The organism is Microbacterium sp. G2-16M, from assembly GCF_055809115.1.
The window spans coordinates 1,137,588-1,150,787 of the sequence record NZ_CM147897.1; the positions used below are offsets into that span (position 1 = coordinate 1,137,588).

Annotated in this window: 12 protein-coding genes; 6 read left to right on the forward strand and 6 right to left on the reverse strand. The window is 68.8% G+C overall.

The window, feature by feature from the left end; all coding sequences use genetic code 11:
• Nucleotides 1-24: 24 nt before the first annotated feature.
• From AC0L6F_RS05530 to AC0L6F_RS05550, 5 genes are all read right to left on the reverse strand, one after another.
• Nucleotides 25-1,302: an ABC transporter permease gene (locus tag AC0L6F_RS05530; RefSeq protein WP_473539476.1), complete on the reverse strand. Its 1,278-nt coding sequence runs from the start codon at nt 1,300-1,302 to the stop codon at nt 25-27.
• Nucleotides 1,299-2,654, reverse strand: coding sequence for an ABC transporter permease (locus AC0L6F_RS05535; protein ID WP_473539477.1), 1,356 nt, complete (start codon nt 2,652-2,654; stop codon nt 1,299-1,301). Before AC0L6F_RS05535 ends, AC0L6F_RS05530 begins: the two co-directional genes overlap by 4 nt.
• Nucleotides 2,651-4,165, reverse strand: a complete 1,515-nt coding sequence (locus AC0L6F_RS05540; RefSeq protein ID WP_473539479.1) for an ABC transporter ATP-binding protein — start codon at nt 4,163-4,165, stop codon at nt 2,651-2,653. The genes AC0L6F_RS05535 and AC0L6F_RS05540 overlap by 4 nt, the downstream gene beginning before the upstream one ends.
• A 92-nt stretch (nt 4,166-4,257) precedes the next feature.
• Nucleotides 4,258-5,406, reverse strand: a complete 1,149-nt coding sequence (locus AC0L6F_RS05545) for a BMP family lipoprotein (RefSeq protein ID WP_473539480.1) — start codon at nt 5,404-5,406, stop codon at nt 4,258-4,260.
• A gap of 126 nt (nt 5,407-5,532) precedes the next feature.
• Nucleotides 5,533-6,648 (reverse strand): mannose-1-phosphate guanylyltransferase, encoded by a 1,116-nt coding sequence (locus AC0L6F_RS05550; RefSeq protein WP_274637788.1) that lies wholly within the window; start codon nt 6,646-6,648, stop codon nt 5,533-5,535.
• Nucleotides 6,649-6,834: 186 nt separating this feature from the next.
• Between AC0L6F_RS05550 and sdhC the strand changes: the two genes are divergently transcribed.
• The 6 genes from sdhC (at nt 6,835) to AC0L6F_RS05580 (ending at nt 12,519) form a co-directional block, all read left to right on the forward strand.
• The gene (gene sdhC, locus AC0L6F_RS05555; protein ID WP_259612392.1) at nt 6,835-7,269 is read left to right on the forward strand and encodes a succinate dehydrogenase, cytochrome b556 subunit; all 435 of its coding nucleotides are present in this window, start codon (nt 6,835-6,837) and stop codon (nt 7,267-7,269) included.
• A 1-nt stretch (nt 7,270) separates the two neighbouring features.
• Entirely contained in the window at nt 7,271-7,714 is a 444-nt protein-coding gene (locus AC0L6F_RS05560; protein ID WP_259612393.1) for a succinate dehydrogenase hydrophobic membrane anchor subunit, read from the forward strand.
• A 40-nt stretch (nt 7,715-7,754) separates the two neighbouring features.
• Complete coding sequence (gene sdhA, locus AC0L6F_RS05565; protein WP_473539481.1) at nt 7,755-9,560, forward strand: succinate dehydrogenase flavoprotein subunit; 1,806 nt, start codon at nt 7,755-7,757, stop codon at nt 9,558-9,560.
• A complete protein-coding gene (locus AC0L6F_RS05570; protein WP_259612395.1) occupies nt 9,560-10,330 on the forward strand; it encodes a succinate dehydrogenase iron-sulfur subunit in 771 nt (256 codons plus the stop codon). The genes sdhA and AC0L6F_RS05570 overlap by 1 nt, the downstream gene beginning before the upstream one ends.
• Nucleotides 10,331-10,392: 62 nt before the next feature.
• Nucleotides 10,393-11,625 (forward strand): YihY/virulence factor BrkB family protein, encoded by a 1,233-nt coding sequence (locus AC0L6F_RS05575; RefSeq protein WP_274637785.1) that lies wholly within the window; start codon nt 10,393-10,395, stop codon nt 11,623-11,625.
• A gap of 21 nt (nt 11,626-11,646) precedes the next feature.
• Nucleotides 11,647-12,519, forward strand: a complete 873-nt coding sequence (locus AC0L6F_RS05580) for an exodeoxyribonuclease III (protein WP_473539482.1) — start codon at nt 11,647-11,649, stop codon at nt 12,517-12,519.
• 50 nt (nt 12,520-12,569) lie between these two features.
• Here AC0L6F_RS05580 and AC0L6F_RS05585 read toward each other — a convergent pair whose 3' ends face one another.
• Nucleotides 12,570-13,190, reverse strand: a complete 621-nt coding sequence (locus AC0L6F_RS05585; protein ID WP_473539483.1) for a TetR/AcrR family transcriptional regulator — start codon at nt 13,188-13,190, stop codon at nt 12,570-12,572.
• Nucleotides 13,191-13,200: the final 10 nt, after the last annotated feature.

The following is a 13,200-nucleotide window of genomic DNA, read 5'->3' on the forward strand; positions in this document are numbered from 1 at the left end:
GGGTGGCGGATGCCGCGCCCGCGGCTATCCCTTGACATACGGTTTGCCGTCGGCGGCCGGGGCGGTGATCTTGCCGGCGAACCCCGCGACCGCCAGGATCGTCACGATGTAGGGCAGCATCAGCATGAACTCGCTGGGGATCGGCGTCTTCAGCACGGTCAGCAGGTTCTGCAGGTTCGTGGCGAACCCGAACAGCAGCGCGGCCAGGGTGGCCTTGATCGGATCCCAGCCGCCGAAGATCACGGCGGCCAGCGCGATGAAGCCGAGGCCGGCGGTCATGTCCTTGGTGAAGTGCGGCACCGAGACCAAGGTGAAGTACGCGCCGCCGATGCCGGCGATCGCGCCGGCCAGCAGCACGTTCCAGAAACGGGTGGGGTTCACCTTGATGCCGACGGTGTCGGCCGCCTGCGGGTGTTCGCCGACCGCGCGCAGGCGCAGTCCCCAGCGGGTGCGGTACAGCCCCCAGGCGACGACGGCGACCACGATGTACATCAGGTACACGATGAAGGGCTGATTGAAGAACACCGGACCGATGACCGGGATGTCGCCGACCAGCGGGATCTTCCACTTGGGGAACGTCGCGGCGCTGTTCAGAGTCTGCTGGTTCGGGGCCAGCAGGGCGCCGTACAGGAACCCGGTCAGTCCCGAGACGAGGACGTTGAGCACGACGCCGACGATGATCTGGTCGACGAGGTACTTGATCGCGAACGCCGCGAGGATGAACGCGACGAACACGCCGCCGAACATGGCGCCCAGCAGTCCGACGAAGGGGTTGCCGGTCATGCTCGACAGCAGCACGGCGCTGAACGCGCCCAGCAGCAGCTGCCCCTCGATGGCGATGTTCACCACGCCGCCACGTTCGCCGATCACGCCCGCCAGCGCGCCGTAGACCAGCGGCACCGACAGCGACAGCGCACCGGCGAGCGTGCCCGCGACGGGGACGACTCCTCCGTCCTGGGCCGCCCAGGTCAGGAACCCGAACATGCCCAGCACGGCATACACGATCGGCAGCCAGAGCCCGGTGCGGCGGTAGCCGACGGCATCCCACCAGCTCCACGCGGTCAGGACGACGAGGATGACCCAGCTGATCCACACCGTGAGGGCGGACGGCACCGAGATGTCGGCGATCGAGAACGAGACGCCGTCCCCGATCCGGAACAGGCTCTGGCCGGTGACCGGCGAGAGCAGGAACAGCAGTCCCAGCAGCACGGTCACGAGCGTGAGGGTGATCGGCAGCTTGAGATTCCGGATGCGCACCACGCCCAGTTCGAGCGGCGGAACCGCGGCGGTCATCGCGGTCATGAGGCCACCGCCTTCGTCTGGGCCGCCGCCCGTTTGCGGGCGCGCCGGGCGCGTGCTCGCGGCGGGAGTTCGGAGTCGTCCTTCGGCAGGAAGAAGATGGCCCGCACCAGCGGCGGGGCGGCGATGAACAGCACGATCATCGACTCGACGACCAGCACGATGTCGACCGGGATGCCCTCGGCCGCCTGCATGGTGAACGATCCCGCCTTCAGCGCGCCGAACAGCAGTCCGGCCCAGAACGTGCCCCAGGCACGGCTGCGACCGAGCAGCGCCACGGTGATGGCGTCGAAGCCGATGCCGGCGTCGATGCCGCCGTCGAAGCCGCTGGTGACCGACCCGAGGATCTGGTTCATGCCGGCCAGACCCGCCAGCCCACCGGCCAGGAGCATGGCGTACACGTACATCCGCGGCACGCTGATGCCGGCCGCACGGGCGGCGTGCGGGTTCTCGCCGACGGCCCGCAGCCGGAACCCGAGGCTGGAGTGCTCGATGAGCCACCAGACGATCAGGGTCGCCAGGATGACCACCGGGAAGCCCCAGTTCAGCAGCGGGAACTGCGGTCCGAGCAGCGACGGGAACTGCGCCGATTCGGGCGTGGCGGCCGAGATCGGCTGGTTCTGCCCCGGCTTGCGCAGCAGGCCCGGGGTGCGCACCAGCCAGCTGACCAGGTACAGCGCCACGAAGTTGAGCATGATCGTGAGGATCACCTCGTGCGCGCCGGTGCGCGCCTTCAGCAGGCCGGCGATGCCGCCCCAGAGGGCGCCGCCGACGATGCCGGCCACCAGCGTCAGCGGCAGGTGGATCCACATCGGCAGGTCGAGGTTGAACGTCACCAGCGCGGCGACCGCGCAGGCGATGAGCATCTGGCCGCGCGCGCCGATGTTGAACAGGCCCGCACGGAAGGCGAGCGCGACGCCGAGGCCGGCCGCGATCAGCGGCGCGGCGAAGCCGAGCGTGTTCGTCAGCGGCCGGATGAACTTGATGAACGAGTTCGCCCCGGGGTTGACCACGGCGCCCTGGAACAGGGCGTAGTACGCGCCCGAGACCGACTGCCAGATCGCGACGAACGTGTCGCCGGGGCGGGAGAAGAAGTAGCCGAACGCCTTCTGCACGTTCTCGTCGGTGACGGCGATGAGGATCCCGCCGACGACCATCGCCGCCACGATGGCGAGGATGGTGGTCACCACTGATCCGCGCAGGATCTCGCGGATCAGCTGGTTCGAGCGCGGCGCGGGCGGGACCTCCTGCGGACCGGGTGCGGACTGTCCGGTGAGCGGTCCGGATGCCGTGGGCAGCTGTTCGGGGGGCAGGCCGACGTTCTCGGGTCCTGCGCCGGGGACTCGGTCGCTCATGCGGCGTCCTCCGTCGGGGTCTCGCCGGCCATCATCAGGCCCAGCACGTCGCGCGGGGTGTCGGCCGGGACGATCCCGACGATGCCGCCGCGGTACATCACCGCGATCCGGTCGGCGAGGGCGGCGACCTCGTCGAGCTCGGTGGACACGACGACCACCGGGACACCGGCATCCCGCGTCGCGACGATGCGCTTGTGGATGAATTCGATCGAGCCGACGTCGACGCCGCGGGTGGGCTGGGTGGCCAGCAGCAGCTTGAGGTCGCGGCTGAGCTCGCGGGCGATCACGACCTTCTGCTGGTTTCCGCCGGACAGCGATCCGGCCGGGCTCGCCGGCCCCTGGGTGCGGATGTCGAACTCGGCGATCTTGTCGCGGGCGAACGTGTCCAGGTCGCCGCGGCGGATCGTGGCGAAGGACTGGAAGGCACGGTCGCCGCTGCGGTCGAGGATGAGGTTCTCGGCCACCGAGAATGTGCCGACCAGCCCGTCCTCCTGCCGGTCCTCGGGCACGAACCCGACGCCCTCGTCGAGCACCTCGCGCACGCTCTGACCGACCAGCTCGGTGCCGTCGAGCACGATCGAGCCCTCGACGCGCTCCTGGAGGCCGACGATGGCCTCGCTCAGCTCGGTCTGGCCGTTGCCCTGGACGCCGGCGATGGCCAGCACCTCGCCCGGGCGCACGTCGAAGTCGACGCCGTCGACCACCACGGTGCCGTCGGCGCTGAGCACGCGCAGGCCCCGCACCTCAAGTCCTCCGGTGCCGATCTTCGGCGGATCCTTGTGCACGGTCAGCTCGACCGCCCGGCCGACCATCATCGAGGCCAGCTCGGTGTTGCTGGCGGTCGGACTGGCCTCGCCGATGACCTTGCCGAGCCGGATGACGGTGATGCGGTCGGCGACCTCGCGCACCTCGCGCAGCTTGTGCGTGATGAACACGATGGCCGTGCCCTCGTCGCGCAGCTGTCGCATGATCCGCATGAACTCGTCGGTCTCCTGCGGGGTCAGCACCGCGGTCGGCTCGTCGAAGATGAGGATCTTCGCGTCGCGGGCGAGCGCCTTGACGATCTCGACGCGCTGCTGCACGCCCACCGGAAGGTTCTCCACGAGCGCGTCCGGGTCGATGTGGAAGCCGAAGCGGTCGGACACCTCGCGCACGCGGCGGCGGGCGGCGGCGAGGTCGAGGATGCCGGGACCCTTCGTGTCCTCGTTGCCCAGCATCAGGTTCTCGGCGACCGTGAACACCGGGATGAGCATGAAGTGCTGGTGCACCATCCCGATCCCGGCGGCGATGGCGTCGCGCGGTCCGGTGAAGTGCTGCGGCACGCCGTCGAGGAGGATCTCGCCCTCTTCGGCCTGGTACAGCCCGTACAGCACGTTCATCAGCGTCGATTTGCCGGCGCCGTTCTCACCGAGGAGCGCATGGATCTCTCCGCTGCGCAGCTCGAGATCGATGTGATCGTTGGCCACCAGGCTTCCGAAGCGCTTCGTCACGCCTCGCAGCTCGAGCTTCATACTGTGCACCCTATCCGCATTGCCGGTCCCCACGAAGGAGGGCGGCCGGGCCGGATGCCAGGCATCCGATCCGACCGCCCGCGCCCATTCGACTACTTGGGCGAGTTCACCGAGGTGACCTTGAGGTCACCCGAGATGATCTGCTTCTTCAGCTCGTCCAGCTTGTCGGTCAGGCCGCTGGGCAGCTTGCTCTCGAAGTCGTGGAAGCTGGACAGGCCCACGCCGCCGTTCTCCAGGGTGCCGATGTAGGGCGCCACGTCGAACTTGCCGGTCGCCGCGGACTGCACGGTGTCGTACACGGCCTGGTTGATCTGCTTCATCACCGAGACCAGGGTGATGTCCGCCACCGACGGGTCGGCGACGGCCAGGTCGGAGTCGACGCCCATCATCATGGTGTCCTTGCCGCTGTCCTTGATCGCCGCTGCGGCGCTCTGGTAGATCGGGCCGCCGACCGGCAGGATCACATCGACGCCCTGGTCGAGGATGCCCTTCGCGGTCTGCTTGGCGGTGTCGTTGGCCGCGAAGCCGCCCGTGAACGAGCCCTTCTGCGAGTCGACGTCCCAGCCGTAGGTGGCGACCTTGGCGCTGTTGTCGTCGTTGAACTTCTTGACGCCGTCGATGAAGCCGTCCATGAAGATCGAGACCGACGGGATCTGCAGGCCGCCGAACGTTCCGACCTTGTCGACGCCGTCCTGGTGCGAGACCGCGGCGGCCGCGTAGCCGCCGAGGTAGGCCGCTTCGACCGTGTTGAACAGGATCGGCTTGATGTTCGGGGCGTCGGGCTTGCCGTCCGGGATGTCCTTGCCGTCCTTGTCCTTGGCACCCGTGTTGTCCGCGCCGTCGTCGATGATGGCGTAGTTGATGTCGGGGTTGGCCAGGGCCGACTTGACCGTGTCAGCCGACAGCTTGAAGCCGACCGAGATGATCAGCGTGCAGTTCTGGCCGACGAGGCTCTCGAGGTTGGGGGCGAAGTCGCTCGCCGAGTCCGACTCGACGTCGACGGACATGACGCCGAGCTCCTTGGCGGCCTTGTCGATGCCTTCCTTGGCCGACTGGTTGAACGAGCGGTCGTTCCAGCCGCCGTCGTCCGAGACGATGCAGGGCTTGAAGCCGGCGACGGCGGTCTGGCCGCCCTCGGTCGGGGTGTTGGCCTCGGGTGCCGTGCCGCAGCCGGCGAGCGCGAGGAGCAGGCCGGCGGCGGCGGTGACGCCGACGAGCTTGCGAGCAGAAGAGATGGTCAACTCGACCTCCACAGAACGGGCCGCAGGGTTACGGCGATTCTTCACAAGTTACCCACTGTGACGCTCGAATTGCGCATTCCGCCCCCGTGCGCGGGCGAATGGTTATCAACCCGCAACGATCGGAAGCTAGAGCACGTCGCCGCGACCGGTGAGCTTGAGCGCGTCCACGACGCCCTTGACCCGCTGCGCGTTCTCGCTGGTGGTCACCAGCAGCGCATCCGGGGTGTCCACGACGACGATGTCCTTCACGCCGATCAGCGAGATCACCCGCGTGGTCTGGCTGACCACGATGCCGCTGGCCGCGTCCGAGAGCACCCGCGCGTTCGGACCGAGGATCGCCAGATCGTTCTTGCGCCCGTGCGAGTTGAGCTTGGCGAGGCTGGCGAAATCTCCCACGTCGTCCCAGTCGAAGTGCCCGGGGATCACCGCGAGCCGGCCGCGCTCGGCGGCGGGCTCGGCCACCGAGTAGTCGATCGCGATCTTCTCCAGCGTCGGCCACACCCGGTCGACCACCGGACCCCGGGCATCCCGGTCGTCCCACGCCTCGGCGAGATCCATCAGCCCGGCGTACAGCTGCGGTCGGCTCTCGGCGATCTCGCCGAGCAGCACGTCGGCGCGGGAGATGAACATGCCCGCGTTCCACAGGTAAGAGCGATCCGCGAAGTACTGCTGCGCGGTCTCGAGGTCCGGCTTCTCCACGAACCGCTCCACCAGAGCCGCCTCGGGGGCGCCGTCGACGAGGAGCTCATCGGCCTTCTTGATGTAGCCGAATCCGATCGAGGCCTCGGTGGGCGGGATGCCGATGGTGCAGATGTATCCCTCGCGGGCGACCTGGATCGCCTGGCGCACCGCCCAGTCGAACAGGTGCGGCACCGCGATCACGTGGTCCGCGGCGAACGAGCCGACGATGACGTCCGGCTCACGCCGGGACAGCACCGCCGCGGCCAGGCCGATCGCGGCCGTCGAGTCGCGCGGCTCGGATTCCAGGAGCACGTTGCGGTCGGCGATCGCGGGCAGCTCCTTCTCCACCGCGGCGCGGTGGGCGCGACCGGTCACCACCGCGATCCGGTCCGGTCCGGTCAGCGGCTCCAGCCGGTCCCAGGTGTCGCGGAGCAGGGTGTGCCCGGAGCCGGTCAGGTCGTGCAGGAACTTCGGCGCGTCGGCACGGGAGAGCGGCCACAGCCGACTGCCGATGCCACCGGCGGGGATGATCGCGTAGAAGTCGGAGACGGGATCGGCCATGCCCCCAGAGTATCCGGGGCCAGTCCCCTGACACAGCCCGCGATGCACCTCCGGTTAGGCCCGCCTAAATCGCCCGACCCACAGCGGGGGAATAGGATGGGGGCGCGCCTGCGTGACGCCGAGGCCTTCCGGCCCCGAAGGGGCATCGACCCGCCCCACCTCGAGTTCGACCCAAGGAGGACGGACGTGTCTGCACCAGCACGCGTCACACCGACGGTGGCCGAGACGACATCCCGAACACCGCGGGGAACGCTGTACCGCGGTCGCGAGGGCATGTGGTCTTGGGTGCTGCATCGCATCACCGGCATCGGGATCTTCTTCTTCCTGCTGGTGCACGTGCTGGACACGGCGCTGATCCGGGTCGCCCCGGACGCATACGACGCCGTGATCGGGACCTACAAGAACCCGATCATGGGCGTGGGCGAGATCATCCTGGTCGCCGCCATCGCCTACCACGCGTACAACGGACTGCGGATCATCATCGTCGACTTCTCCGCCAAGGGCGCGAAGTACCAGCGCCAGCTGTGGTGGGGCGTGCTGGGCCTGTGGTTCATCACCATGGCCGGATTCGTCCCGCGCCAGCTCATGGTCATCGTCGCCGAGATCACCGGGGGGCACTGACATGACCAGCGACACCATCGCCGATCCGCGCACTCCGCTCGCGCCACGCCGCAAGGGCCTCAACCTCGAGAAGTGGGGCTGGGCGTACATGCGCGTCTCGGGCGTGCTGCTGGTGGTGCTGATCTTCGGCCACCTGTTCGTGAATCTCGTCATGGGCGAGGGCGTGCGTCAGATCGACTTCGCCTTCGTCGTGGGCAAGTACGCCACGCCGTTCTGGCAGTGGTGGGACGTGCTGATGCTCTGGCTCGGCCTGATCCACGGCACGAACGGCATGCGCACGATCGTGAACGACTACGTCACGCACAACGGCACCCGCCGCGTGCTCATCTGGGCGCTGTGGATCGTCGCGGGGCTGCTGATCCTGCTGGGGACCCTCGTGGTCTTCACCTTCGACCCCTGCATCCCGCCGGTGCCCAGCTCGCTGGCCGGCATCTGCCCCGCCTGACCCGCACGAACGGCCCGAGAGAAACGAAGGCAGCCCACACGTGAGTACCTCCACATCCGGCGACGTCGTCAAGGACGGCGTGCACTACCACCAGTTCGACATCGTCATCGTCGGCGCCGGCGGCGCCGGCATGCGAGCGGCGATCGAAGCCGGCCCCAACGCCAACGTGGCGGTCATCTCCAAGCTGTACCCCACCCGGTCGCACACCGGCGCGGCGCAGGGCGGCATGGCGGCGGCCCTGTCCAACGTCGAGGAGGACAACTGGGAGTGGCACACCTACGACACCGTCAAGGGCGGTGACTACCTGGTCGACCAGGACGCGGCCGAGATCCTGGCCAAGGAGGCCATCGACGCGGTCATCGACCTGGAGAACATGGGCCTGCCGTTCAACCGCACGCCCGAGGGCAAGATCGACCAGCGCCGGTTCGGCGGGCACACCCGCGACCACGGCAAGGCGGCGGTCCGCCGCGCCTGCTACGCGGCCGACCGCACCGGCCACATGATCCTGCAGACGCTGTACCAGAACTGCGTGCGGCTGGGCATCAACTTCTTCAACGAGTTCTACGTGCTCGATCTGATCACCGTGGACGATGCCGACGGCAGCACCCAGATCGCGGGAGTGGTCGCGTACGAGCTGGCCACCGGCGAGCTGCACGTGTTCCAGTCGAAGGCGATCATCTTCGCCACCGGCGGGTTCGGCAAGATCTTCAAGACCACCTCCAACGCGCACACGCTCACCGGCGACGGCGTCGGCATCATCTGGCGCAAGAAGCTGCCGCTGGAGGACATGGAGTTCTTCCAGTTCCACCCGACCGGCCTGTACGGCCTCGGCATCCTGCTCACCGAAGGCGCCCGCGGCGAAGGCGCGATCCTGCGCAACGCGTCGGGTGAGCGCTTCATGGAGCGCTACGCCCCCACCATCAAGGACCTCGCACCCCGCGACATCGTCGCCCGCAGCATGGTCCAGGAAGTGCTGGACGGCCGCGGTGCGGGCCCGCACAAGGACTACGTCTACCTGGACTGCACGCATCTGGGCGCCGAGGTGCTCGAGACCAAGCTGCCCGACATCACCGAGTTCGCCCGCACCTACCTGGGCGTGGACCCCGTGGTCGAGCCGGTGCCGGTCATGCCCACCGCGCACTACGCGATGGGCGGCATCCCGACCAACAACGATGCCGAGGTGCTGCGCACCAACACCGACGTCGTGCCCGGGCTGTATGCGGCCGGCGAATGCGCGTGCGTGTCGGTGCACGGATCGAATCGCCTGGGCACCAACTCGCTGCTGGACATCAACGTGTTCGGCAAGCGCGCGGGCAACAACGCGGTCGAGTACGTCAAGACGGCCGAGTTCGTGCCGCTGCCGGAGGACCCGGCCGCCGAGGTGCGCACGCTGATCGAGACGCTGCGCGACAACTCGGGCACCGAGCGGGTCGCCGCGCTGCGCAAGACGCTGCAGAACGACATGGACCTGAAGGCCCAGGTGTTCCGCACCGAGGAGTCGCTGACCGAGGTGCTGGGCACGATCGAGGAGCTGCGCGAGCGGTACAAGAACATCCACGTCGACGACAAGGGCAAGCGGTACAACACCGATCTGCTCGAGGCCGTCGAGCTGGGCTTCCTCCTGGACATCGCCGAGGTCGTCGTCTACGCCGCCCGCAACCGCAAGGAGAGCCGCGGCGGCCACATGCGCGACGACTACCCGAAGCGCGACGACGACACCTACATGAAGCACACGATGGCGTACCTGACCGGTGACCCGCACTCGTCGGACGCCACCGACCACATCACGCTGGACTGGAAACCCGTGGTCATCACGCGCTACCAGCCGATGGAGAGGAAGTACTGATGTCCGCCGCAGTCGTCGAGTCGGAACAGCCGGCACCGGCCGGCGAGGCGCCGATCCAGTCCTTCCTGGTCACGTTCATCATCCGCCGGTTCGATCCCGAGGTGGATGCCGAACCCCGCTGGGTGGACTACGACGTGGAGATGTACCCGACCGAGCGCGTGCTGGACGCCCTGCACAAGATCAAGTGGGAGCAGGACGGGTCGCTCACCTTCCGCCGGTCGTGCGCGCACGGCATCTGCGGTTCGGACGCGATGCGCATCAACGGCCGCAACCGGCTCGCCTGCAAGACGCTGATCAAGGACCTGGACATCTCCCAGCCGATCTACGTCGAGGCGATCAAGGGCCTGCCGCTGGAGAAGGACCTGATCGTGGACATGGACCCGTTCCTGGACGCGTACAAGGCGGTCCAGCCGTTCCTGGTCGCCCACTCCGCACCCCAGCCGGGTCGCGAGCGGCTGCAGTCCGCCGAGGACCGCGCCCGCTTCGACGACACCACCAAGTGCATCCTGTGCGCGGCGTGCACCTCGTCCTGCCCGGTGTTCTGGACCGACGGCCAGTACTTCGGCCCGGCGGCCATCGTCAACGCGCACCGGTTCATCTTCGACTCGCGCGACGACGCCGCCGACGTGCGCCTGGACATCCTCAACGACAAGGAGGGCGTGTGGCGGTGCCGCACGACCTTCAACTGCACCGAGGCGTGCCCCCGCGGCATCCAGGTCACCCGTGCCATCGCCGAGGTCAAGCAGGCCGTCCTGCGCGGCGGGCGCTGATCTTCATCCCCTCTGTGCGAGCGCTTGGCGGTTTCCGCCGGGCGCTCGCTAATGTGTGAGCTGTGAGTCAGACGCGGGCACGGGCGACGGCGGCAGACGCACGCAAGCGGGCGCTGCAGGAGCCCGGCACGCCCGACGAAGAGACGTTGCGCGAGCGGTGGGATGCCGCCGCCGCAGCGCTGCGGGAGCGGTTCGACGATCCGCTGACCCGTGCATCGGAGATCACCCGACGCACGCTGGCGTGGTTCCCCATCCGGGTATGGCGGCATTTCCTGCGCAACAACGGATTCCTGCTGGCGGCGAGCATCAGCTACCAGTCCCTGTTCGCGATCTTCGCGGTCGTGTACGTGGCGTTCGCGGCGGTCGGGATCTGGGTCGGGGGCAGCCCCGCGGCCGTCGACCGGATGATCCACCTCGTCAACAGCTATATTCCGAACCTGATCAGTCCCCCGCAGGACGGCGGGCTCATCGCGCCGGACGCGGTGACGGAGGTCACCCGCAACGCCAGCGGTGTTCTGGCGATCACCGGCGCCGTCGCCGTGATCGTCGCGATCTGGACGGCGATCGGATTCGTCACGTTCACCCGTCGCGCGGTGCGCGACATCTTCGGGCTGCCGTTCGACCCGCGCAGCTACGTGTTCCTGAAGGCGCGTGACTTCGTCGCCGGCGCCATGTTCGGTCTCGCGCTCATCGTCGGCGCGGTGGTCGGCAGCATCGCCAGTGGCGCACTGGACGCGCTGCTGCGGCTGGTGGGACTGGATGAGCGGTCCCTGTGGATTCAGGTCGCAGTCAAGCTGCTGTCGGGAGTCATCGGGTTCATCATCACCGGGGCGGCGCTGGCCGGACTCTTCCGCTTCCTGACCGGCACCTCGCTTCCCTGGCGACGGATCTGGCCCGGGGCGATGCTCGGCGGCGCGGCGATCGCCGTCCTTCAGCTGGGGGTCGGCCTCCTGTTCGCCTACACACCGTCGAATCCCCTGCTGACGACGTTCTCGGTCATCATCGCCCTTCTGCTGTGGTTCCGTCTGATCGGCATCGTGATCCTCGTCGCCGCGTCGTGGATCGCCGTCTCCGCGACGGATCGCGACATCCCGCTCGCGACGCCGAGCGAGGCCGACCGCGCCCTGGCCGAGCATGAAGCGCAGCTGCTGGCCGCGCATGTGCGGCTGCGTGATGCTCGCTCCGCGCAGGATTCGGCGCCGTGGTGGCATCGCCGGCGCGCAGCCCGCGATGTGCGCGAAGCGGAAGACGAGCTCGCCGAGATCGAGTCGTCCGCACCCCCGCCCGCTCGCTGAGCGTTGTCGCACGTCACGGTTATGGTGGAACGCGTGCCTGCTCCCGAACGTGTCCCCGACAGCCTCCGCATCGCCTCCATCAACGTCAACGGCATCCGCGCCGCCGTGCGCAACGGAATGCTCGACTGGCTCGAATCCGCCGACATCGACATCATGGCCCTTCAGGAGGTGCGCGCCACGGCCGAGCAGCTGCACGCGGTGCTGCCCGGCTGGGAGATCGTGAACGATGAGGCGGTCGCCAAGGGGCGAGCGGGCGTGGCGGTGGTATCGCGCGTGGCACCACAGGCGGTGCGCACCGAGCTGGGCGACGACAGCGTCGACTCGGCCGGTCGATGGCTCGAGACCGACTTCGACTTCGGCGGCAGCACCCTGACCGTCGTCAGCGCGTATGTGCACAGCGGCGCGGTCGGGACCCCGAAGCAGGACGCGAAGTGGGTCTTCCTGGACGCGATGGAGCAGCGGATGCCGCAGCTGGCCGCCGACGGCGCGCTGGCGCTGATCATGGGCGACCTGAACGTCGGGCACCGCGAGCTGGACATCCGCAATTGGCGCGGGAACGTGAAGAACGCGGGCTTCCTGCCGCGCGAGCGGGCGTACTTCGACCGGTTCCTCGGCGAGGCCGGTGCCCCCGTCGACGGCGTGGACGGATCCACCGGCACGGGCCTGGGCTGGGTCGACGTCGGCCGCCGGTTCCACGGCGAGGTCGATGGCCCGTACACCTGGTGGTCGAGCCGGGGCAAGGCGTTCGACAATGACACCGGGTGGCGCATCGACTACCACCTGGCCACGCCCGCGCTGGCCGAGCGGGTGCGCGGCTACTGGATCGGGCGCGCCGCATCCTGGGACACCCGGTGGAGCGACCACGCCCCCGTCGTGGCGGAGTACGCGGTCTGATCCCGCCGAGGCACGCGGCCGTGGTTCCTCCCCGCTCCGGCGTGCGGGAGTCAGGGCTGGAAGGCGCGCCGCATCATGTCGATCAGCGCATGCACGGCGTCCGCGAGGTCCCGTTCGCCGGATCGGCGCGTGATCAGCCACGTGTCCATCGCCTGCCCCATCCCCAGGGCGAGGGCGATCAGCAGCTCGTCGGGCAGGTCGGTGCGCACGGCGCCGATCCGCTGCCCCGCCGCCACGGCCTCCATCAGCCACGGGAGGGTCGCCTGCTCGGCCTCCTCCTCCGCGGCGCGCATCGACGGGGCGGGGCCGGTCAGCCAGTCGCGCAGCAGCGCACCGGTCGCGGGAACCTCCTCCAGCTCCAGCAGTCGCATCAGCCGCAGGTAGTACTCCTCGAGGCGGCCCCAGAACGCGTCCGCATCCACCCCGGCGAACGTCGGCGCGGGGCCGCCGTCGTGCACCAGCCGCTCCACCTGTCGACGGATGACGTCGGCGTACAGATCCTCCTTGCCGTCGAAGTAGTAGTAGAGCGACCCCTTGGACAGCTCCGCCGCGGCGATGATCCGGTTCAGCGACGCCCCGCCGAACCCGTGCGCGGCGAATTCGCGCAGCGCAGCATCCATGATCGCGTCCTGCCGGTCGGCGGGCAGTCGCTGGAAGCGGGGGCGGGCCATGTCCACCATT